Source organism: Pseudomonas sp. Marseille-Q0931 (assembly GCF_940789645.1).
Taxonomy (GTDB): domain Bacteria; phylum Pseudomonadota; class Gammaproteobacteria; order Pseudomonadales; family Pseudomonadaceae; genus Aquipseudomonas.
In genome coordinates, this window is record NZ_CALNWT010000019.1 from 36,440 (window position 1) to 57,005 (window position 20,566).

Consider the following 20,566-nt stretch of genomic DNA (forward strand, 5'->3'; position numbering starts at 1 on the left):
CACTCGTCACTGGGAAGAAGTAGGCGGATTGTCGATCAGCGCCAGGTTCAGAGCCAGTACATTGACCACCGCCGGGCCGAACAGCGGGCGCTCGGTGTGCGCTTCGATCAGGCGCAGCAGCTCCACCTCTGCCAGGCCACGGGCCTGGGCGATGCGCGGCACCTGCCAGGCAGCGGCTTCGGGTGACAGGTGCGGGTCAAGGCCGCTGCCCGAGGTGGTTGCCAGTTGCATCGGGAGCGGCGCCTGGCCGCTCAGGCCGACGCCGGCCTGCTCGATGCGCTCACGGAGCTGCGGGTTGCTCGGCGCCAGGTTGCTGGTGGCGCTGGCCACGGTGGCGTAATCGCCGGCCGAAGGGCGCGGCTGGAACCACTGATCGCCGTCGAAGGCCTGGGCGATCAGGCGGCTGCCGCGCACCTGGCCGGCGTCGTCACGCACCAGGCTGCCGGCGGCCTGATCGGGGAAGGACAGGTGCGCCACGCCGGTGACGCTCAAGGGATAGGCGACTCCGACCAACAGGGTCATGAAAGCCAAGGTGGTGATGGCGGGGCGAATATGGTCGAGCATGATGAATCTCCGAATAGGCGAATCGCTTGTCTCCCCTCTCCCGCTTGCGGGAGAGGGGCGGGGGAGAGGGGCTATCCAGTAATACCGAGTGGCCTACCCTCTCCCCAGCCCTCTCCCATAAATGGGAGAGGGAGCAGGCCGTGCGTGAACTACACCCAGCCCAACCCCACCAGCAGCAGGTCGAGCAGCTTGATGCCGACGAAGGGCGCGAGCAGCCCACCGAGGCCGTAGATCAGCAGGTTGCGCCGCAGCAACTGGCCGGCGTCCAGCGCCTGGATGCGCACGCCGCGCAGCGCCAGCGGGATCAGCGCGACGATGATCAGGGCGTTGAACACGATGGCCGAGAGGATCGCGCTCTGCGGGCCGTGCAGCTGCATCAGGTTGAGCGCGCCAAGCTGTGGGTAGATGCCGGCGAACAGCGCCGGGAGGATTGCGAAGTACTTGGCCACGTCGTTGGCCACCGAGAAGGTGGTCAGCGCGCCACGGGTCACCAGCAGTTCCTTGCCCACCTGCACCACGTCGATCAGCTTGGTCGGGTCGCTGTCCAGATCCACCAGGTTGGCAGCCTCGCGGGCGGCCTGGGTGCCGTCGTTCATGGCCAGCCCGACGTCGGCCTGGGCCAGCGCCGGGGCGTCGTTGGCGCCATCGCCGCACATGGCCACCAGCTTGCCTTCGGCCTGCTCGGCACGGATGCGTGAGAGCTTCTTCTCCGGCGTGGCTTCGGCGATCACGTCGTCGACACCGGCCTCGGCGGCGATAGCGGCTGCGGTCAGCGGGTTGTCACCGGTCACCATCACGGTGCGGATGCCCATGGCACGTAATTCGGCGAAGCGCTCGCGGATGCCCGGCTTGACCACGTCCTTGAGGTGGATGGCGCCGAGCAGGCGCCCGTCCCCGGCCACCAGCAGCGGCGTGCCGCCGCTCTGGGCGATCTTCTCCACCTCGCGCGCCAGAGGCGCCGGCAGCTCATCACGGCCCAGGCCGAGGTAGGCCAGCACCGCATCCACCGCGCCCTTGCGGTAGGCCACACCACCAACATCAGCGCCGGACAGGCGCGTCTCGGCGCTGAAGGCGATCAGGGTCATGCCGCTGCGCTCGGGCACCTCCATCGGGTGCAGCGCCGCCAGGTATTCGACGATGGACTTGCCCTCCGGCGTGTCGTCACCCTGCGAGGCCAGCAGCGCAGCCTCGGCCAGCTCCAGCGTGATGACGCCCGGCGCCTTGACCATGGCGCTGCAGCGACGGTTGCCGAAGGTGATGGTGCCGGTCTTGTCCAGCAGCAGGGTGTGCACGTCGCCGGCGGCCTCAACGGCGCGGCCGGACTTGGCGATGACGTTGAGGCGCACCAGGCGATCCATGCCGGCGATGCCGATGGCCGAGAGCAGGCCGCCGATGGTGGTGGGGATCAGCGTCACCAGCAGCGCCGCCAGGTAGATCAACGGCAGGTCGCCACCGGCAAAACGGGCGAACGGTTGCAGCGTGGCCACCACCAGCAGGAAGATCAGGGTCAGGCCGATCAGCAGGATATCCAGCGCTACCTCGTTGGGCGTCTTCTGCCGGCGCGCGCCTTCGACCAGGGCGATCATGCGGTCGAGGGTGGAGTCGCCGGGGTTGGCGCTGATGCGCACCAGCAGCCAGTCCGACACCAGCCGGGTATTGCCGGTGACCGCCGAGCGGTCGCCGCCGGACTCGCGGATCACCGGCGCGGACTCGCCGGTAATCGCCGCCTCGTTGACCGCCGCCACCCCTTCGATCACCTCGCCGTCGCCGGGGATCAGCTCGCCGGCCTCGACCCGCACCACATCGCCCTTGCGCAGGCTGCTGGCCGGTACGGACTGGAACTGCGCGCCGACCTGCTTGCGCGCCATCAGGCCCTGGCTGCCGGACTTGAGGCTGTCGGCGCGGGCCTTGCCACGGCCCTCGGCCAGGGCCTCGGCGAAGTTGGCGAAGAGCACGGTGAACCACAGCCACAGGGCGATCTGCACGCCTAAGGCATTGCTTACTGCAGGGTTGGGGACAAAGCACAGCACGCTGGTGACCAGCGCTGTCAGCTCCACCACCAGCATCACTGGCGAGCGCAACAGTTGGCGCGGGTCGAGCTTGACGAAGGTCTGCTTGAGGGCCGGGCGCCACAGCGCGCCGAGGCCGGTCTGCGGCTGGCTGCTGGACGATTGGGCGCTGCGTTGCGCCGTTACGGGGGCATTCATCACGGTCTCTCCTTCAGAACGCCAGGTGTTCGGCCAGCGGGCCCAGGGCCAGCGCCGGCATGAAGGTCAGGCCACCCGCCAGGAGGATGGTCAAGGTCAGCAGCACGACGAACAGCGGCCCATGGGTGGGGAAGCTGTTCTGCCCCTGCGGCGCGGCCCGCTTGGCCGCCAGGCTGCCGGCGATCGCCAGCACCGGCAAGATGTAGCCGAAGCGCCCGAGCAGCATGGCCAGGCCGAGCATCAGGTCGTGGTAGGGCGTGTCGGCGCCGAAGCCGGCGAAGGCCGAGCCGTTGTTTCCGGTGGCCGAACCGTAGGCGTACAGCGCCTGGCTGAAGCCGTGCGGACCGGGATTGCCGATGGACGCCGCCGGCCCGGCGAAACTCACCGCCAGGGCGCCGAATATCAGCACGCCGACCGGCATCACCAGCAGCGTGGCGACCATCAGGCGTACCTCGCGGGCTTCCAGTTTCTTGCCCAGGTAGGCCGGGGTGCGGCCGATCATCAGCCCGGCGAGGAAAACCGCGATCAGCACGAACAGCAGCATGCCGTAGAGGCCGGCGCCGACGCCGCCGAAGACGATCTCGCCGAGCAGCATGTTCACCAGCGGCACCAGCCCACCCAAGGCACTGAAGCTGTCGTGCATTGAGTTGACCGAGCCGTTGGACGCCGCCGTGGTGGTGGTCGCCCAGAGCGCCGAAGCGAAGCTGCCGAAGCGCGCCTCCTTGCCCTCCAGCGAGCCGACCTGCTCGATAGGCAGCCCGGCCAGCGCCGGGTTCGGCTGCAACTCCGCACAGGCGCAGACACCCAGGCCGATGACGAACAGCAGCAGCATGCTGGCGAGGATCGCCCGGCTCTGGCGCAGGTCACGCACGTAGTGGCCGAAGGTGAACACCAGCGCCGCCGGGATCAGCAGGATCGACGCCAGCTCCAGCAGGTTGCTAAGCGCCGTAGGGTTCTCGAACGGATGCGCCGAGTTGACGCCGAAAAAGCCGCCGCCGTTGGTGCCCAGTTGCTTGATGGCGATCTGGCTGGCCGCCGGCCCCATCGGCAGGCTCTGCTCGCTGCCCTGCAGAGTGGTGGCGGACACGTAATCGCTGAAGTTCTGCGGCACGCCCTGCCACACCAGCAGCACGGCCAGCACCAGGCACAGCGGCAACAGGCCGTAGAGCACGGCGCGAGTGATATCGACCCAGAAGTTGCCCAGGCGGTCGCTGGACTGCCGCGCCAAACCCCGGCACAGCACCACCAGCACCGCCACGCCCACCGCCGGGCTGACGAAGTTCTGCACGCCAAGGCCGAGCATCTGGCTGAAGTAGCTGAGCTGCGCCTCGCCGCTGTAGGCCTGCCAGTTGGTGTTGGTGACGAAACTCACCGCCGTATTGAACGCCAGGGGTAGGCTCATCCCGGCCACCTGCTGCGGGTTGAGCGGCAAAGCGCCCTGCAACAGCAGAATGCTCATCAGCCCCAGCAGGCAGACCAGGCTGAAGACCAGCAGCGCCAGCGCGTAGCCGCGCCAGCTTTGCTCCTGCTGCGGGTCGACGCCGGCCACGCGATAGCACAGGCGCTCCAGCGGCTGCAGCAACGGGCTGAGCCAGGTGCGCTGGCCCTCCATCACGCGATAGAAGTAGCGCCCGAGAAAGGGTGCCGGTGCCAGCACCAGCAGGGAAAAGGCCGCCAGCAGCAGCCAGTCGTAGTCGTGCATGGCCGCCTCCTCAACCACGTCCGGCGGTCAGCAGGACCGACAGCAGGTAGGCGAAGAGGCCGACCACCAGGACCAGCGACACACCATCGATTGCGTTCATTTACAAAGCTCCACGATGCGAGGAATCCGCTCGCGAGCATTGTCGAAAGGCTGGCCGTAAAAAATCGATTGGCGCCCCGTGACCGGGGCGTAAAGAAAGCGTATTGGAGCGGCTGGAGGCCGGCCGTCATGGGTGCGCGGCCTGCCGCGTCACCTGAATAGATAACGCGGCAATACCCATAGATACAGCAGCATGCCGAACAGCTCCACCAGCGACTGCAACACGATCACCAGGGCCACCAACTCCCAGCCCGCGGGCAACGCCACGGCAAAAGGCAGCATGACGAAGGAATTGCGCGTGCCCATGCTGAACGCCAGAGTACGCCCCTGCTCACGCGGCAGACCCAGCAGCACGGCCAGCGCCTTGGCCAGCAGCGCCGCCAGCATCAGGAAGCCCGCGAATAACGGCAGCAGCACGGGCAACAACTCCAGCGCCGAACGCGCCACTCCCACCTGGGCGGCGGCGATCAACAGCAGCACCAGCCCCAGCAACGGAATCGGCCACCAGGCCAGGTGATCGCGCACCCGCTCACGCTCGGCGCGCGCCTCGATCCAGCGTTGGGTTGGCGGCGCCAGCAGCAGCGGCAGCAAAACCACCAGCACAGCCGGCCAGACATCAGCCAGGCCCAGCGTCGTGGCGAACTGCGCGTCGGCCATCAGCCACAGGTACAGCGGCAGCAGGAGCAATTGCACAAGCAGGTTCAGCGGCGTGATGGCGATGGCGCGCGGCACGTTGCCACCGCCCAACTGGCTGAAAGTGATGAACCAGTCGGTGCAGGGCACCAGCAGCACCAACAGCACGCCCAGGCGCAGCGCCGAATCGTCCGGCAGCCACTGCAACAGGCCCCACACCAGCAGTGGCAACAGGACGAAATTGCCCAGCAACACCGCGAGAACGAAACGGTGGTCGCTAAACGCCTCGCGCAGATGCAGCAGCGGCACCTGCACGAAGGTGGCGAACAGCAACAGCATCAGCGCCGGCCATAACAGCCAGTCGCTGATGTGGTCGATACCTGGCCACAGGGTGCCCAGCAGCAAACCCAGGATGATGCCGGCCAGATACACCCAGACCTGCTGGCGCTCCAGCGTTAGCCGTTGCATCGGCCTCTCCAGTCGGACTCAAACCAACCATTGCACCAGCAAGCCAACCAGGGCACAAGCCAGCAGAGTCTCGATCACCCCACGCTTGAAGCCCAGCAACGCCACGCCCGCCCCGAGGGTAATCAACGCCGACAGCCAATCGAACGTACCGGCAAAACCCTGCGGCCAGAGCACGTGATAACCGAAGAACAACGCCAGGTTGAGAATCACCCCGACCACCGCCGCAGTGATGCCGGTCAGCGGCGCGGTGAACTTCAATTGACCATGAGTCGACTCCACCAGCGGCCCGCCGGCGAGAATGAACAAGAACGACGGCAGAAAGGTGAACCAGGTGACCAGGCAGGCCGCCAGCGCGCCACTGGCGAAGGCCGAATCGCCACCGAACACCGGCTGGCCATAGGCACCGACGAACGCGACGAACGCCACCACCATGATCAACGGCCCCGGCGTTGTCTCGCCCAACGCCAGGCCATCGATCATCTGCCGGGGCGTCAGCCAGCCGTAGTGGTCGATGGCGCCCTGGTACACATAGGGCAGCACCGCGTAGGCGCCGCCGAAGGTCAGCAGCGCCGCCTTGGTGAAGAACCAGCCCATCTGCGTCAGCGTGCCCTGCCAGCCAAATGCCAGGGTCAGCAGGCACATCGGCAGTAGCCAGAGCACCACGCCGACAAGCAGAATCAGCGCTAACCGGCTGGAACGAAAATGCGTGTGCGCCAGGCGCGTCTCGTCATCGATCAACGCCGGCGCATGCGCCCCACCCGCTTCACCATGCCCGGCGCCGAACGCAAAGTGCTGTGGCGCCAGCCGCCCGCCGATATAACCAATCAGCGCGGCGCCCAGCACGATCAGCGGGAACGGCAACTGCAATGCGAAAATAGCGACGAAGGCCGCCGCCGCGATGGCCCACAGCCAGGCGTTCTTCAACACCCGCCCGCCAATGCGCCAGGCCGCCTGCATCACGATGGCAGTCACCGCCGGCTTGATGCCATAGAAGATCCCCGCCACCAGCGGCACATCGCCGAATACCAGATAGATCCACGACAGCACGACCAGAATCAGCAGCGACGGCAGCACGAACAATGCCCCGGCGATCACCCCGCCCCAGGTGCGGTGCATCAGCCAGCCGATATAAGTGGCCAACTGCTGCGCCTCCGGCCCGGGCAGCATCATGCAGTAGTTCAGCGCATGCAGAAAACGCCGTTCGGACAGCCAGCGACGCTTCTCCACCAGCTCCTGATGCATGATCGAAATCTGCCCCGCCGGCCCGCCGAAACTGATCAGCCCCAGCTTCAACCAGAACCAGAAAGCCTGCAGCAAACTAACCGTGGCGGGACGTTCAAGCGAGTCGGACATAAAAGGGCTCCAGCGACTGCAATCGACCGGCCACTATAGCCACGAAAGATGACAGCAGCACGACATCGCACGAAAAATCACCAGCCAAGCGCAGCCCTTGCTCCACCTGGCCTGGAGGAGTTTTCCCGCATCTTACCCACAGCACTTTCCCCAGATTTTGTGTACGACACCCGGCAGCACGCCCTCGCCCCGCACCGCTGTTGAAAAACCAAGCCAAGTGATTGATTAGAGGCGATATTCCGTCTGGCGATAACGCCAGCAAAGCGTCATTGAGCAAAAGTTGAGCGGCCCGCCGAGGCCCGCTTGAATGCTAGGCGCGAAGGGCTTTTGCAAAGGTTATCCACAGTGGTGCTCACAGAATTTGTGGGTGGGTTTGGGAAAGTCTGGATCGGAGAACAATTGGGGACAGACCACGATTAATTAACTATTAAATTGTGGTCCGTCCCCCAATACCCTCTCAAATTGAATGCCCCCGCCTCCAGGCAAATCCCCGGATTTCATCCGGGCTACAGCGAATCGGCTCACTCGTAGCGTCCATTCGAAGCTGATCGCCAGCAAACCGGCCCCTACGAATAGCATTTCCTCCACGAACAAAAAATCGGGCCTAACGGCCCGAAAAAGTACTCCACCTTGAAGAGTTCGTTTACAGCGCGTGCGACTGGTACAGCTCGGTCAGCGCCTCGCCGCGCAGGTAGGCCAGTTCCGCCGAGCGGCGGTCGCGGGGGCGAGCCAGGGGTACGGCCAGTTCGCGTTGCAGGCGGCTTGGTGTGCCGCCAAGGATCAGCACGCGGTCGCTGAGGTAGAAGGCTTCGTCGAGGTCATGGGTGACCAGCAGCACGGCGATCTCGTAGCGGGCGGCCAGCTCCACCACAAGATCCTGCAGTTTCATGCGGGTGAAGGCGTCCACCGCGCTGAAAGGCTCATCCAGCAGCAGTACCTGCGGTTTGCCGTACAGGGCGCGGGCGATGGCCACACGCTGGGCCTGGCCGCCGGATAAGTGTTTGGGCAACGCGTCGCCACGCCCATGCAAGCCGACGTCGCGGAGCAATTGTTCAACCCACTGGTCGTCGGCCACCCAGCCATCGGCGAAGCCGACGTTCTGCGCCACGCTGAGCCAGGGCATCAGCCGGGGTTCCTGGAACACCACGCCGATGCCGCTGCCACGCCCGAAGTGGAGCAGCGGGTTGAGTTCCAGCCCGCCTTGGTAATCCTGATCCAGCCCGGCAGCGATGCGCAGCAGGGTGCTCTTGCCGCAACCGGAAGGGCCGAGCAGGCTGACCACTTCGCCAGCGGCCAGGCTCAGACTCACTTCGTCAAGCACACGCGCCGCCCCGAAGGTCTTGCTGACCCGGCGCAGCTCGATCAGAGCGCTCATCATCGATCCCCCTCATAGTTGTCCCGCCAGGCCAGCGCACGGGTTTCCAGGGTCTTGAGCAGGCTGTCGCTCAGCTTGCCCATCACCGCCAGGGTAATGATCGCCACCAGCACTAGGTCAGGGCGCGAGACTTCGCGACCATCGGTGAGCAGATAGCCGATGCCTTCGGTCGCGGCCAGCAATTCTGCCGCGACGACGCACAACCAGGCCATGGATAGCCCGGCGCGCAAGCCGGTGAACAGATAGGGCTGCGCCGCCGGCACGAAGATGCGCCGCACCGTGGTTACTCGTGGCAGCCCATGTAACTCGCCCACCTCGACCAGCTTGCGGTCGACGTTGCGGATACCCGCCACTAGGTTGAGATAGACCGGGAAGAACGAACCGATGGCGATCAGGGTGACCTTCGATGTTTCGTCGATGCCCAGCCAGATTAGCAGCAACGGCACCCAGGCCAGCCCAGGCACCGCCCGCAAGGCCTGGAAGGTGGGGTCGAGGTAAGCCTCCAAACGCCGGCTCAGGCCCACCAGCGATCCGAGCACCAGTGCCAGCGAGGCGCCGATGGCGAAGCCCGCCACTACCCGCAGAGAACTGGCGAGAATGTGCGTCCACAATGGCCCGTCCGCCAGTTCCCAAAGGGTCAGCACCAACTCGCTGGGGGCCGGCATCAGATAGGCGGGAATCCAGCCCAGGCGCACCACAGACTCCAAGACCGCCAGCAGGAGCAACGGCAGCGCCCAGCCGCGAAGGCTTGCCAGCCCCGGCAGCCATTCGCGCCAGGCTGCGCGAGACGGCGTCTGGACCAGAGATTCAGCGCGACTCATCGGCGGCCTCGATCACGCCCTGGGCTATGCGTGCGTCGATCAATGTCTGCAAGGCCGCCTCGGTATCGGCATTGCGGCGGAGTACACCATCGGCCACCAGCAGCGGAATGACCGGCTTGATGGCATCCAGATGCGCATCGCCCGGCAAGGGCCTGGTGAAGTCATAGCGGCCCAGCTGCAGGCGAATCACCTCGACTGGCAGCTGGGTTTCAACCGACACCAGCTGCGCCGCCGCTTCGGGATTGCCGATGATCCAGCGCCGCGCACGTTCGTAGGCCTTGACCACGGTGGCAACCGCTTCCGGCTGCTCGGCGAGAAAGCGCTCATGGGTGTTGAGAAACGCCCCCAGGCCGAACTCGGCGTTTTCATAGACGAAACGCGCACCGGCCAGCTGGGCACCGGCCATGTGCGGATCGAGCCCAGCCCAGGCATCGACACGACCCTGCTCGAGTGCGGTGCGACCTTCAGGGTGCTGCAGGTGAACGATCTTCACGTCCGCGGGCTTGAGGTCTTGCGCTGCCAGGGCACGCAACAAGAAAAAGTAGGGATCGGTGCCCTTGGTCGCGGCAACCTGCTTGCCACGCAGGTCATGCAGGTTCTGATAGGGCGCGGCAGCCTGCACGACGATGGCGCTGGGCACGGACCACAGATAGTTGTAGATGGCCTTGACCGGCTGGCCGTTGGTACGGCTGACGAAGGCGGAAATGCTCGACGTCAGGGCGAAGTCGGACGCGCCACTGTTGAGGAATTCCAAGGAGTTGTTACTACCGCGCGACAGCACCCAGCGCACGTCGGTGCCGGTGGCGGCGAAGTCTTTCTCCAGCCAGCCGTTGTGCTTGATCACCAGGCTTTCCGGTGAATAGAAGGCGTAGTCGAGGCGCACTTCCTTTGGGGGTGCGGCATGTACGGCAGTGGGCAGCCAGGCGGCGAACAACGCGGTCAGGCCAAAACGCAAGATGGTGCTTTTCATGATCATCTCCATAGACGGATGAGTCACCTTCCGGCCCGTTTGCGGGCCGGTCAGGAGATGGCATAGCGGGTTCGTAGCAATGGGAACAACCGTGACGAGGCGTCTGCCGCGAACTTCGCGAACAAGTCCGCTCCCACAGGTTTGTGCAATGACTAACGAAAGCGCTGATCAGAGCAGGGTCAGGGTGTAGCTCAGGATCAGGCGGTTTTCGTCGGCGTCAGTGCTGACGTTGCCGCGCTGGGTCGCGTTGCGCCAGGACACGCCGAGGCCTTTCAGCGGACCGTCCTGCAGGGTGTAGTCGAGGCGGAAGTCGCGTTCCCACTCCTTCAGATCGCCATTGGCAGAATCGACGTTGTCGCCCTTGAGGTAGGCGACGCTGGCCTTGAGGCCCGGGACGCCGAGTTTGGTGAAGTCATAGCCGTATTCGGCCAGCCAGGCGCGCTCGCCGGCGTTCTGGAACTTGCCGATCTGGCGGTCGGTGATCAGGTAGGACGAGCTGCCGCCGCCCTGGTTGAGGAAGGGGAAGGCGCTGTCGCCTTCGACCTGCTGGTAGCCCAGGCTGGCGAAGTGGCTGCCCAGGGTGTAGGTGAACAGCGCGCTCCAGGTCTGGTTGTCGACCTCGCCGGTGCTGCTGTCGCCGGCACGCCAGTAGCCGGCGCTGCGATAGCCATCGGCACGGCCGGAGGCGCTGCCGTTCTTGCCATCGGAGTTGCTGTCGAAGTAACGCAGGTCGGTCTTCAGCGAGCCCGGGCCGATGGCCCAGTTGTGCACCAGGCCGAGGAAGTGCTGTTTGTAGAAGTCTTCCAGGTTGCCGTAGTAGTACTGCAGCGTCAGGTCCTTGGTCAGCTTGTAGTCACCACCGGCGAAGTAGAACTTGTTGGTGTCGGCGTCACCGGTGGCGCCGGCGATACGCAGAGCGATGTCGTCGGTGGAGCTGCGGGTCTTGGTGCTTTCCAGCTGGCCGGCGGTCAGGGTCAGGCCGTCGATCTCGTTGGAGGTGATCTGCCCGCCTTCGAAAGTCTGCGGCAGCAAGCGGCCGTCGTTGAAGGTCACCACCGGCAGCTTCGGCAGCAGGGTACCAATACGTGCCTCGGTCTTGGACAGGCGCACCTTGGCGGTCACACCGGCCTTGCTGTAGTCGTCCACGGCGCTGCCGTCGCTATCGAGCGGGAACAGCTGGCCTGGGGTGCGATCACGGCCCGCCTTGCTTGCGGTGCCGCCGGAATCCAGCTTCACGCCAAGCAGGCCGATGGCGTCGAGGCCGAAACCGACGGTGCCCTGGGTGAAACCGGAGCTGTAGTTGAAGATGAAACCTTGCCCCCACTCTTGCGCCTCGCCGTTGTTGTTGGCGGTGTTCTTGGTGTTCAGGTCGTAATAGAAATTGCGCAGGCCGAGGCTGGCCTTGCTGTCTTCGATAAAACCGGCGGCGGTGGCCTGGTTGGCGATGGCGGCCAGCGTGACAGCCAAGGCCAGGGTGGATTTTTTCATGCTCGATGCTCCAAGTGCTTTGTGTGCTGTTCTGGGGTTGGCACTGCACAGGGGCTCGGCAGGACAGCGTACGTGGCGCTGGTCTCGGCGGATTGGCATTAGAGCCCCTGATTCGGGCCCGATGCGGTGGTCCGCTGTCGGCTAGTGGCTAATCTACGAGACGAGCGCTAATCCCTAAAAAGAATTATTTTTTACTTTGCAGTAACTAAATGGAATATAAGCGGCACGTAAGCCGTACCGCGCTGCAACCAAAACGCGAAGCAGCTTCGTAGGGCGTACTCGCGCAGCAGTACGCCGGCAGATATACGCAGTACCGCAACGCGGCGGATCGTTCGCTTCGCTAAAAGCCGCCAGCGTTCTGCACCGATATTCGCCTAAGCTAATTCCCAAAAATTATTTGTTGGCTATTTTTTAGATCGTCTAGCTTCTCTCCACCGGATCACCGGACTTCTTTCTCTAAACACTGAAGTACGCGTGATCCGCCGCAAGCCCATGGCCGGCACGTGTTCGTATCGAGAGCCGCCATGTCCCACACCCATTCCAAACGCAGCACACTGATCGCCGCCTCGCTGGCCATCGGCCTGCTCGCCGCCCCGCTCACCGAAGCCGCCGAAAAACTGCGCATCGGCTACCAGAAATCCTCCACGCTGATCAGCCTGCTGAAGAGCCAGGGCACCCTGGAGAAGGCACTGGCCGATCAGGACATCAGCGTTAGCTGGCACGAATTCCCCAACGGCCAACCGCTGCTGGAGGCGCTCAACGTTGGCAATATCGACCTCTCCGCCGATGTCGCCGACACCGTGCCGGTGTTCGCCCAGGCTGCCGGTGCCGACCTCGCCTACTTCGCCCAGGAAGCACCCTCCCCCAGCGCGCAGGCGATCATCGTGCGCGAGGATTCGCCGATCAAAACCCTGGCCGACCTCAAGGGCAAGAAGGTCGCCGTGACCAAGGCCGCTGGCGTGCACTACCTGCTGATCGCCGCGCTGAACAAGGCCGGCCTGAAATTCAGTGATATCGAGCCGGCCTACCTGACCCCTGCCGACGGCCGCGCCGCCTTCGAGAACCGCAAGGTGGACGCCTGGGTCACCTGGGAGCCCTTCCTCAGCGGCGCCCAGCAGCAGTTGCCGAGCCGCATCCTCGCCGACGGCAAGGGACTGGCCGACTACCAGCGCTACTACCTAACCAGTGCCAAGTTCGCCAAGAGCCACCCACAGGTGCTGCAGACCGTGTTCGCCGAGCTGGCGAAGACCGGCGACTGGCTGCGCGCCAACCCGCGCCAGGCCGCTGAAATCCTCGGCCCGCTCTGGGGCAACCTCGACCCGGCCATCGTCGAGAAGGCCAACGCCAAACGCAGCTATCAGGTGCGCCTGGTACAGCCGGACAGCCTCGCCGAGCAGCAGAAGATCGCCGATGCCTTCTACAGCGCTAGCCTGTTGCCGACCTCGGTGGATGCCCGCGAAGTCAGCATCTGGAGCCCGCAATGAACGCCGAAACCCGCCTGCACCCCAATCTGCGCGACAAACCGCTGTTCGCTGCGCACCTATTCCCCGTGGACTTCGGCAGCCGCTCGGCCAAGGTCGAACGCCTGGCCCGGCGCCTGGCAATCAGCGCGGTAGAACGTGATCGCGCTGGCGGCAGCGCTCAGGTCGAACGCGAGCTATTGCGTGACAGCGGCCTGCTGACCCTGGCCGTGCCCCAGCAGTACGGAGGCCAGGGCGTGGCTTGGCCGGAGATCTACCGCATCGTGCGCTATCTGGCAGCGGTGGACAGTTCGCTGGCCCACCTCTTCGCCTTCCAGCACCTGCAGGTGGCGACCATTCTGCTGTTCGGCAACCCCGATCAGCAGCGCCACTGGCTGACGCGCACGGTGCAGGAGCGTTGGTTCTGGGGCAACGCCACCAACGGTCGTGACACCGGCCTCAAACTCAGCCCACGCGAAGAGCATTACGAGCTCAATGGCAGCAAGTCGTTCTGCTCCGGTGCGCTTGGCGCCGACGCGCTGGTGGTCAGCGCACCGCGCGGCAAGAACCCGGAGGATCGCGTATTCATCGTGCTGCCCAGCCAGCGCGAGGGCTTGGCGGTGAACAGCGACTGGGACGGCTTCGGCCAGCGCCAGACCGACAGCGGCACTGTGCAGTTCGAGCAGGTATTCGTCGATGCCAGCGAGCTGCTCGGCCCGGTCGGCCCCAGCCCGCGCACCACCCTGCGCGCCTGCCTGTCGCAACTGATCCTCACCCAGCTCTACCTGGGCAACGCTCAGGGCGCGCTGGACGCAGCGCTGCGTTACACCCGCGAACAGAGCCGCGCCTGGCCAGTATCGGGCGTGGCCAGGGCCAGCGACGATCCATTTATCCAGCAGCGCTACGGTGAGCTATGGCTGCGCTACCGCAGCGCCCTGCCCCTGGCCGAACACGCCGCCCAGCGCCTGCAAGCCGCCTGGGAAAAACCGGCACTGACCGCCGCCGAACGCGCCGAAGTGGCGTTGGCCATCAGCGAAGCCAAGGTGGTGGCCGTGCGTGCCGCGCTGGAGATCACCAGCCAGATCTTCGAAGCCATGGGCGCCCGCGCCACCAGCTCGCGCTACGGTTTCGACCGCTTCTGGCGCAACGTGCGCGTGCACAGCCTGCACGACCCCATCGACTACAAGATCCGCGACCTCGGCCACTGGCTACTCAGCGGCCAGGGCCCGCAAGCGTCGCTGTATGGCTGAAAGGGAAGCGATATAGGAGAGGCTTTAGCCACGACCGCGTATCCCGGATGCAATCCGGGATACGTCAGGCCACCTTGCTCGGCGAAGCATCCTCGAAGCGATCCACCTTGCGCAGGCTTTTGAAGCCGAGCATCCAGCCGCCGGTCACCGTCAGTGTGCAGGCGCAGCCGATCAGCGCCGCCGGCACCACGCCGAACCAGGCAGCGCTGGTGCCGGCGCGGAACTCGCCGAGCTCGTTGGAAGAGCCGATGAACAGCATGTTCACCGCGTTGACCCGGCCACGCATGGCGTCCGGGGTGGAGAACTGCACCAGCGAGGAACGGATATACATGCTCACCATATCCGCGCCGCCAGCCACCATCAGCGCCGCGAATGACAGCCAGAACAGGCTGGACAACGCGAACACCAGGTTGGCCAGGCCGAACAGCGCCACGGCGCCGAACATCACCAGGCCGACATGGCGATTGAACGGCTTCATGCTCAGGTACAGGCCGACCGACACTTCGCCGATGGCCATGGCGCTGCGCAGCAGGCCGAGGCCGGTCGGGCCGACTTCCAGCACTTCCTGGGCGTAGATCGGCAGCAACGCCACCACGCCGCCGAGCAACACGGCGAACAAATCCAGCGAGATGGTGCCGAGGATGATCGGCCGCGTGCGGATGAAGTGGATACCGGCCGTAAAGCGCGCCCAGGCGGTGGATTCCAGCGCCTGCATCTTCTCGGCATACAGCACCGGCACCCGTTGCAGCAGCACGCAGCCGGCGAGGAAGCAGGCCAGGCACACCGAGTAGGTCAGCCCGCCGCCGCCGATGGCGTACAGGCCACCGCCAATCACCGGCCCGGAAATGGTCGCGCCGCGCATGATCATGCTGTTGGCAGCGATGGCCGCAGCCAGACGCTCGCGCGGCACGATCTGCGGCAGCAGGCTCGATAGCGCTGGCCCAGTGAAGGCACGGCCGCAGCCGTAGAGCACCAGCACCGCGTAGTACCAGGCGACCGGCGCCCCGCTCAGCGACAGCCACAGCAGCGCCCCGGCGCAAACGCCCTCCACCAGCCAGCTGAGCATCAGGATCAGCTTGCGGTCGTAGCGGTCGATCAGATCGCCGGCCGGCATCAACAGCAGCAGCATGGGGATGAACTGGGCCAGGCCGACATAGGCCAGCGAAAGCGGATCGCGGGTCAGGTCATAGACCTGCCAGGCCACCACGACGGCCTGAATCTGCACCGCGAAGACCACGACGATGCGGGCGATGAGAAATGGCAGGAAACCGGGAAGACGATAGACGGAAGCGGGAGCAGCAGCGGACACGACGCGAACCTCGAGGCATGACCGGCAGCTCCGGTCGCGGTGGGCCGGCCAATCTAAGGCAAAGCTCAGGTACGGGGCAAACGCGGGAACAGGCTGTTGCGCAGATTGCGCCGTCGAGGTCATGAAGCCGACGTATCAACCATTTCATCCGAATCAGAAGATCGGAGTTACACGTCCTTATCCAGCTGAAGTCGGCGTGCAGCGCCAGCCATCAGGTAGCGGAGAAGGCTTCTGTCTCGTAATGGGTGCGACTGAAGCTCTCCGTCAATTACCACCCAGCTAGACGAATGCCTGGTCGCCAAAACCGCGGGGCAGACGCTGCGGGCCGGGCAAGGCGGCCAGACGCGCCTGCCAGGAGGTGCGCCAGTCGTTCCCGGCGTTGGTCGCCTTTTCCCGGCGCGCGGCGCGTCGGGCGGCATTGCGGGCGTTACGGCGCGCTTCGGTGAATACTTCGGTCTTGCGGCAATTGCGGCATTTGACCTTGGCCAGATCGGTGGTAGAGGCCAGCTTTTCACCATGAGAGCCACAGGCGAGGTGGCCAGAGACCTTGTAGTGCGTAACCATCGCATTATCTCCTGATCGTGGGTGCCCGACTGCAGCCAGCCGGTCTACACCCCTCGGGAAATGGGACTATCAAAGCGCAGCGCTGGTTCACTGGCGGCCATGTGGCATCACCCGCCTCGCTGGTCACCGGCCCCCGCTAGCGGGTTTAATGCCTACTTTTTGCCGGAACATCGCCATGCCCCTGAGCCCCGACGAACTCGCGCAGATCAGCGCCCTCACCCTGGCCCACTACCAGAGCAGCGCCGAGGATTTTCGCGAGGGCACGCGCGACCATGACGTGAGCCAGAACATCGCCGCCCTGCTGCGTCATATCGAGGGTGAAAAGCCCTGGCGCATCCTCGACTTCGGCTGCGGCCCGGGGCGTGATCTGCGCACTTTCAGCGGCCTTGGCCACGAGGCCATCGGCGTCGATGGTTGCGCCGAATTCGTTGCCATGGCGCGTGCCGATAGTGGCTGCGAGGTGTGGCAGCAGAGCTTTCTCGAACTGGACCTACCGGCCGGGCAATTCGATGGCATCTTCGCCAACGCCAGTCTGTTCCATGTCCCCGATCAGGAGCTGCCGCGCGTACTCGGTCAGCTGCATGCGGCGCTGAAACCTGGCGGCGTGCTGTTCAGCTCCAACCCGCGCGGCGAGAACCAGGAAGGCTGGAACGGCCCGCGCTACGGCAGCTATCACGACCTCGAACGCTGGCGCGCGCGGCTCACCGCGGCCGGCTTCGTCGAGCTGGAACACTACTACCGCCCCGCCGGCCTGCCACGCGACCAACAGCCCTGGCTGGCCAGCGTGTGGCGACGAGTCGGTTAACGCGCAGAAGGCCGGCAGCGCCGTCTCGACTTACTCGAACACAGGTCGGAAGAAGCTGCGCTCGTAGCTGAGGATGCAGCGCGTTTCTTCGGCGTAGCGGAAGGCCGCCTGGCACTCGGCGTCGGTGAACGACTCCTGACGATAACGCTCGTAGTCGGCCAGGCTGGGGAAGCTGAACAGCGCCAGGGCCACGTCATTGGCGCCTTCGGACGGCAGGAAATAACCGTGGTGCGTGCCGCCGAAGCGCTCTACCAAGGAAATCCACAGCTTGGCGTAGTGCTCGAATTCCTTGAGTTTGTAAGGGTCGACGATGTAGCGCAGGTAGCAGGTGATCATGGCAGTCCTTCCTTGCGGGTTAGTTCGATAAGCGCGCGATATAAACACGACGCGGCAAGCGCGTGCATCTGGCACCGACCGGCCAGCAGCTGCAGATACCGACCACCTACCGGGCGTGGGCGAAGAGCCTCAAGCTTTAACGAATCTGAGGGACTCGGCACGACCTCGCGACAGCATCAGCGCCAGGCCTGCGACCCAGGCCACCGAGATACCATAGTTGATCCGCTGATAGAGGCCGAACCACTGCCCGGCTTCGACGGCACGGGCCATCAGCACCACGGTGGCCACGGCCAGCACGGTGCAGGCGAGGGAGAACAGGCCGAAGCCACGCGACCCCAGCAGGCGCTTGCTCAGGAATCCCCAAAGCAGGCTGGCCAGGGTCAGCGAGAGGAACATCAGCAGGCCGGCCAGGTTGTGCATCTGCTGCGAGAAGGATGGCTGTGCCGGCGCGCAACCCTGGTCGCAGGCGAAGTAGCCAGTGGCGAAGCTGGCCAGCCCATGGACGAGGATCAGTACGGCGCTGAACGACGCCAGCCGCGAGCCGCGCACCTGCCGCATGACCCCAACGGCGAAGAGCACGAAGAACACGCCCAGCGGCAGGTTGTTGACCCAGGCCGAGAAGCCGTGGGTGGGCGAACCCTGCGCGCCCAGCTGGCTCATGGCCTGGTCCAGATGGCTGTAACCGGGATAGACCAGCGCGGTCAGCAACACCCCGAAGAACAGCCAGAACGGTATCAATACGCCCAGGCCAAGCAGCATCCGATCGATGTCTTTCATTCGTCCCTGTTCCTTTTTCTTACGGATTATTAACGCGTCTTCAGCGACGGCAACAACGCGGTCAGGATGCCCAGCAGCGGCAGGAAGGAACAAAGCAAAAACACCTCCTCGATGCCGTGGATATCCGCCAGGTAGCCCAGCAGCGCGCCGCCGATGCCGCCGAAGCCGAACATCAGGCCGAAGAACAGCCCGGCGATCATGCCGACGTTGCCCGGCATCAATTCCTGGGCGAAGACCACGATGGCGGAGAACGCCGAGGCGAGGATGAAGCCGATCACCATGCTCAGCACGCCCGTCCAGAACAGGTCGACGTGCGGCAGCAGCAGGGAGAACGGCGCCACTCCAAGGATGGAGAACCAGATCACCTGTTTGCGCCCGATACGGTCACCGATTGGCCCGCCGAAGAAGGTGCCGGCGGCCACCGCGCCGAGGAACAGAAACAGATAGAGCTGCGAGCTGGCCACCGACAGGTCGAACTTCTCGATCAGGAAGAAGGTGAAGTAACTGGTGAAGCTGGCCATGTAGAAGTACTTGGAGAACACCAGCAACGCCAGGATCAGCAGGGCGAACTTCACCCGTCCGGCCGACAGACCGTGGGTAGCCACCCCGCCCTGTTTGAGCTTGAACAGCGTCAGGTGATGGCGGTACCAGCGGCTCAGGCCGTACAGCACGACGATGGCGAAGGCGGCGAACAAGCCGAACCAGGCGACGTTACCCTGGCCGTAGGGAATGATGATCGCCGCCGCCAGCAGCGGGCCGAAGGCGGTGCCGGCATTGCCGCCGACCTGGAAGGTGGACTGCGCCAGGCCATAACGCCCGCCCGAGGCCAGACGGGCGATACGCGATGCCTCGGGATGGAAGGTCGAGGAGCCGATGCCCACCAACGCCGAAGCCAGGAGGATCGCCGGAAAGCTACCGACGAAAGCCAGCATGAGGATGCCGACCAGAGTGCACAGCGAACCAGCCGGCAGCAGCCAGGGCTTGGGATGGCGGTCGGTGTGGTAGCCCACCCATGGCTGCAGCAGCGAGGCGGTGAGCTGGAAGGTCAGGGTGATCAGGCCGATCTGGGCGAAGCTCAGGCCGTAGTTGAGCTTGAGCATCGGGTAGATGGCGGGCAGCACCGCCTGGATCAGGTCGTTGATCAGGTGCGCCAGGGCGCAGGCGCCGATCACCCGCATCACCAAGGTATCGGCCTGAGTGACGGGCGAGGCGCCGGCCGGGGAGGTAGCGGCAGGACTGCTGGACATGCTTGAAGCTTCCGGGCGAGATGAGAAACGGCGCTATGCTAGGCTCCGCCCCATCGCCTGTCTCACGAAGAAAGGACAGCAACCCTCGCAAAAAAGGCATCTACATGCGTCTCCCTGATAAACGACTGGCCGAGATCGATGCTGCCCCCTGGCTGGTCAGCAGCAGCGCCACCGATTACCCGGTCGACACGCTGATCGAGGCACATTCGCATCGCAACAAGCACCAACTGATCTACGCCATTTCCGGGGTGATGGTGGTGACCTCGGCGATGAACCAGTGGACGGTGCCGCCGAGCCGCGGCATCTGGATGCCCTGCGGCCAGGTGCATGCCATCCGCTGCGTCGGCAGCGTAAAGATGCGCAGCATGTTCGTGCGCCCCGACAGCCTGCCGGATATGCCCGACGAGTGCCGCGCGGTGGCCATTTCGCCGCTGCTCGGCGAGCTGATCCGCGCTGCCGTGGACATTCCCCAGCCCTACGCCGAAGACTCGCGCGAAGCGCGGGTGATGCGCCTGATCCTCGATGAACTGCGCATCCTGCCGACCCTGCCGCTGCATCTGCCGCAGCCGGCCGACCCGCGCATCCAGCCGATCTGTTCAACGCTGCAGAACGACCCCGGCGACGCCTCCACCCTGTCCGACTGGAGCGCCCGCCTGGGCCTGGACGAGAAAACCATCCAGCGCCTGTTTCAGAAGGGCACCGGCATGACCTTCGGCCAGTGGCGCCAGCAGGCGCGCCTGCTGCTGGCCCTGGAACGCATCGCTCTGGGTGAGAAGATCATCGACATCGCCGGGGAGCTGGGCTACGACAGCCCCAGCGCCTTCACCACCATGTTCAAGAAGCAGTTCGGCCTGACGCCCAGCCAGTTTTTCAAGTGATGGCCGGAGGTTCTTGCGCGGCGATTGTCGCGGCTGAAGCCCCTCCCACACTGCACGCGTCAACACCGGGGCACAGCCGTTCAACCACGCACTGTAGGAGCCTTCAGCGGCGAGCCTTTGTCGCGGCTGCGACTGCATGGATGCAGGAGGTAGCGCGAAGCAGGATGCCAGAGCCGAAAACCCCTCTCACATCGCACACGTCAACACCGGAGCGCAGTCGGTCGAACCACGCGCTGTGGGAGGCGCTTCAGCGGCGAGCT

Annotated in this window: 19 protein-coding genes; 4 read left to right on the top strand and 15 right to left on the bottom strand. The window is 65.0% G+C overall.

All coding sequences use genetic code 11. From position 1 onward, the window contains the following. Positions 1–6: 6 nt before the first annotated feature. The 10 genes from kdpC to P3C50_RS22820 all read right to left on the bottom strand — a co-directional run bounded on the left by kdpC (position 7) and on the right by P3C50_RS22820 (position 11,680). Positions 7–564, bottom strand: a complete 558-nt coding sequence (kdpC, locus tag P3C50_RS22775) for a potassium-transporting ATPase subunit KdpC (protein ID WP_197858633.1) — start codon at positions 562–564, stop codon at positions 7–9. A gap of 149 nt (positions 565–713) precedes the next feature. Then, the gene (gene kdpB / locus P3C50_RS22780; RefSeq protein ID WP_275547708.1) at positions 714–2,771 is read right to left on the bottom strand and encodes a potassium-transporting ATPase subunit KdpB; all 2,058 of its coding nucleotides are present in this window, start codon (positions 2,769–2,771) and stop codon (positions 714–716) included. A 13-nt stretch (positions 2,772–2,784) separates the two neighbouring features. Then, positions 2,785–4,473 carry a potassium-transporting ATPase subunit KdpA gene (gene kdpA / locus P3C50_RS22785; protein ID WP_275547709.1) on the bottom strand — a complete coding sequence of 563 codons (1,689 nt, stop codon included), beginning with the start codon at positions 4,471–4,473 and terminating at the stop codon, positions 2,785–2,787. Between the two features lie 10 nt (positions 4,474–4,483). Continuing rightward, positions 4,484–4,573 carry a K(+)-transporting ATPase subunit F gene (locus P3C50_RS22790; RefSeq protein ID WP_275547710.1) on the bottom strand — a complete coding sequence of 30 codons (90 nt, stop codon included), beginning with the start codon at positions 4,571–4,573 and terminating at the stop codon, positions 4,484–4,486. Between the two features lie 149 nt (positions 4,574–4,722). Then, positions 4,723–5,673: a bile acid:sodium symporter gene (locus P3C50_RS22795; RefSeq protein WP_275547711.1), complete on the bottom strand. Its 951-nt coding sequence runs from the start codon at positions 5,671–5,673 to the stop codon at positions 4,723–4,725. An 18-nt stretch (positions 5,674–5,691) separates the two neighbouring features. Further along, positions 5,692–7,026, bottom strand: a complete 1,335-nt coding sequence (gene chrA, locus P3C50_RS22800; RefSeq protein ID WP_275547712.1) for a chromate efflux transporter — start codon at positions 7,024–7,026, stop codon at positions 5,692–5,694. A 643-nt stretch (positions 7,027–7,669) separates the two neighbouring features. Continuing rightward, positions 7,670–8,401: an ABC transporter ATP-binding protein gene (locus tag P3C50_RS22805; RefSeq protein WP_275547713.1), complete on the bottom strand. Its 732-nt coding sequence runs from the start codon at positions 8,399–8,401 to the stop codon at positions 7,670–7,672. Then, positions 8,401–9,222 (bottom strand): ABC transporter permease, encoded by an 822-nt coding sequence (locus P3C50_RS22810; protein WP_275547714.1) that lies wholly within the window; start codon positions 9,220–9,222, stop codon positions 8,401–8,403. The genes P3C50_RS22805 and P3C50_RS22810 overlap by 1 nt, the downstream gene beginning before the upstream one ends. Continuing rightward, positions 9,209–10,192 carry an aliphatic sulfonate ABC transporter substrate-binding protein gene (locus P3C50_RS22815; protein WP_275547715.1) on the bottom strand — a complete coding sequence of 328 codons (984 nt, stop codon included), beginning with the start codon at positions 10,190–10,192 and terminating at the stop codon, positions 9,209–9,211. The genes P3C50_RS22810 and P3C50_RS22815 overlap by 14 nt, the downstream gene beginning before the upstream one ends. Before the next feature lie 168 nt (positions 10,193–10,360). Beyond that, on the bottom strand, positions 10,361–11,680 hold the full coding sequence (locus tag P3C50_RS22820) for an OprD family porin (protein WP_275547716.1): 1,320 nt from the start codon (positions 11,678–11,680) through the stop codon (positions 10,361–10,363). Positions 11,681–12,204: 524 nt separating this feature from the next. Between P3C50_RS22820 and P3C50_RS22825 the strand changes: the two genes are divergently transcribed. Together P3C50_RS22825 and P3C50_RS22830 are read left to right on the top strand one after the other, a co-directional pair. After that, positions 12,205–13,164 (top strand): aliphatic sulfonate ABC transporter substrate-binding protein, encoded by a 960-nt coding sequence (locus P3C50_RS22825; protein WP_275547717.1) that lies wholly within the window; start codon positions 12,205–12,207, stop codon positions 13,162–13,164. After that, entirely contained in the window at positions 13,161–14,390 is a 1,230-nt protein-coding gene (locus tag P3C50_RS22830; RefSeq protein WP_275547718.1) for an acyl-CoA dehydrogenase family protein, read from the top strand. Before P3C50_RS22825 ends, P3C50_RS22830 begins: the two co-directional genes overlap by 4 nt. A 64-nt stretch (positions 14,391–14,454) precedes the next feature. On the opposite strand, the gene P3C50_RS22835 is transcribed toward P3C50_RS22830, so the two are convergent. Next, entirely contained in the window at positions 14,455–15,699 is a 1,245-nt protein-coding gene (locus tag P3C50_RS22835) for an MFS transporter (protein ID WP_275547719.1), read from the bottom strand. 279 nt (positions 15,700–15,978) lie between these two features. Beyond that, on the bottom strand, positions 15,979–16,263 hold the full coding sequence (locus P3C50_RS22840) for a hypothetical protein (protein WP_197858621.1): 285 nt from the start codon (positions 16,261–16,263) through the stop codon (positions 15,979–15,981). 175 nt (positions 16,264–16,438) lie between these two features. Between P3C50_RS22840 and P3C50_RS22845 the strand changes: the two genes are divergently transcribed. Then, positions 16,439–17,068, top strand: a complete 630-nt coding sequence (locus tag P3C50_RS22845) for a class I SAM-dependent methyltransferase (RefSeq protein ID WP_275547720.1) — start codon at positions 16,439–16,441, stop codon at positions 17,066–17,068. 30 nt (positions 17,069–17,098) lie between these two features. On the opposite strand, the gene P3C50_RS22850 is transcribed toward P3C50_RS22845, so the two are convergent. The 3 genes from P3C50_RS22850 to P3C50_RS22860 all read right to left on the bottom strand — a co-directional run bounded on the left by P3C50_RS22850 (position 17,099) and on the right by P3C50_RS22860 (position 19,428). Continuing rightward, positions 17,099–17,404: an NIPSNAP family protein gene (locus P3C50_RS22850; protein WP_275547721.1), complete on the bottom strand. Its 306-nt coding sequence runs from the start codon at positions 17,402–17,404 to the stop codon at positions 17,099–17,101. 129 nt (positions 17,405–17,533) lie between these two features. Then, complete coding sequence (locus P3C50_RS22855; protein WP_275547722.1) at positions 17,534–18,181, bottom strand: DUF998 domain-containing protein; 648 nt, start codon at positions 18,179–18,181, stop codon at positions 17,534–17,536. A gap of 29 nt (positions 18,182–18,210) precedes the next feature. Then, on the bottom strand, positions 18,211–19,428 hold the full coding sequence (locus tag P3C50_RS22860) for an MFS transporter (protein WP_197858617.1): 1,218 nt from the start codon (positions 19,426–19,428) through the stop codon (positions 18,211–18,213). A 104-nt stretch (positions 19,429–19,532) separates the two neighbouring features. Between P3C50_RS22860 and P3C50_RS22865 the strand changes: the two genes are divergently transcribed. Next, complete coding sequence (locus P3C50_RS22865; RefSeq protein WP_275547723.1) at positions 19,533–20,306, top strand: AraC family transcriptional regulator; 774 nt, start codon at positions 19,533–19,535, stop codon at positions 20,304–20,306. Positions 20,307–20,566 lie beyond the last annotated feature (260 nt).

Coding starts and splice junctions, on each gene's coding strand:
- kdpC (WP_197858633.1), bottom strand. CDS start 564: ATGCTCGACCATATTCGCCCCGCCATCACCACCTTGGCTTTCATGACC.
- kdpB (WP_275547708.1), bottom strand. CDS start 2,771: ATGAATGCCCCCGTAACGGCGCAACGCAGCGCCCAATCGTCCAGCAGC.
- kdpA (WP_275547709.1), bottom strand. CDS start 4,473: ATGCACGACTACGACTGGCTGCTGCTGGCGGCCTTTTCCCTGCTGGTG.
- P3C50_RS22790 (WP_275547710.1), bottom strand. CDS start 4,573: ATGAACGCAATCGATGGTGTGTCGCTGGTCCTGGTGGTCGGCCTCTTC.
- P3C50_RS22795 (WP_275547711.1), bottom strand. CDS start 5,673: ATGCAACGGCTAACGCTGGAGCGCCAGCAGGTCTGGGTGTATCTGGCC.
- chrA (WP_275547712.1), bottom strand. CDS start 7,026: ATGTCCGACTCGCTTGAACGTCCCGCCACGGTTAGTTTGCTGCAGGCT.
- P3C50_RS22805 (WP_275547713.1), bottom strand. CDS start 8,401: ATGAGCGCTCTGATCGAGCTGCGCCGGGTCAGCAAGACCTTCGGGGCG.
- P3C50_RS22810 (WP_275547714.1), bottom strand. CDS start 9,222: ATGAGTCGCGCTGAATCTCTGGTCCAGACGCCGTCTCGCGCAGCCTGG.
- P3C50_RS22815 (WP_275547715.1), bottom strand. CDS start 10,192: ATGAAAAGCACCATCTTGCGTTTTGGCCTGACCGCGTTGTTCGCCGCC.
- P3C50_RS22820 (WP_275547716.1), bottom strand. CDS start 11,680: ATGAAAAAATCCACCCTGGCCTTGGCTGTCACGCTGGCCGCCATCGCC.
- P3C50_RS22825 (WP_275547717.1), top strand. CDS start 12,205: ATGTCCCACACCCATTCCAAACGCAGCACACTGATCGCCGCCTCGCTG.
- P3C50_RS22830 (WP_275547718.1), top strand. CDS start 13,161: ATGAACGCCGAAACCCGCCTGCACCCCAATCTGCGCGACAAACCGCTG.
- P3C50_RS22840 (WP_197858621.1), bottom strand. CDS start 16,263: ATGGTTACGCACTACAAGGTCTCTGGCCACCTCGCCTGTGGCTCTCAT.
- P3C50_RS22845 (WP_275547720.1), top strand. CDS start 16,439: ATGCCCCTGAGCCCCGACGAACTCGCGCAGATCAGCGCCCTCACCCTG.
- P3C50_RS22850 (WP_275547721.1), bottom strand. CDS start 17,404: ATGATCACCTGCTACCTGCGCTACATCGTCGACCCTTACAAACTCAAG.
- P3C50_RS22855 (WP_275547722.1), bottom strand. CDS start 18,181: ATGAAAGACATCGATCGGATGCTGCTTGGCCTGGGCGTATTGATACCG.
- P3C50_RS22860 (WP_197858617.1), bottom strand. CDS start 19,428: ATGTCCAGCAGTCCTGCCGCTACCTCCCCGGCCGGCGCCTCGCCCGTC.
- P3C50_RS22865 (WP_275547723.1), top strand. CDS start 19,533: ATGCGTCTCCCTGATAAACGACTGGCCGAGATCGATGCTGCCCCCTGG.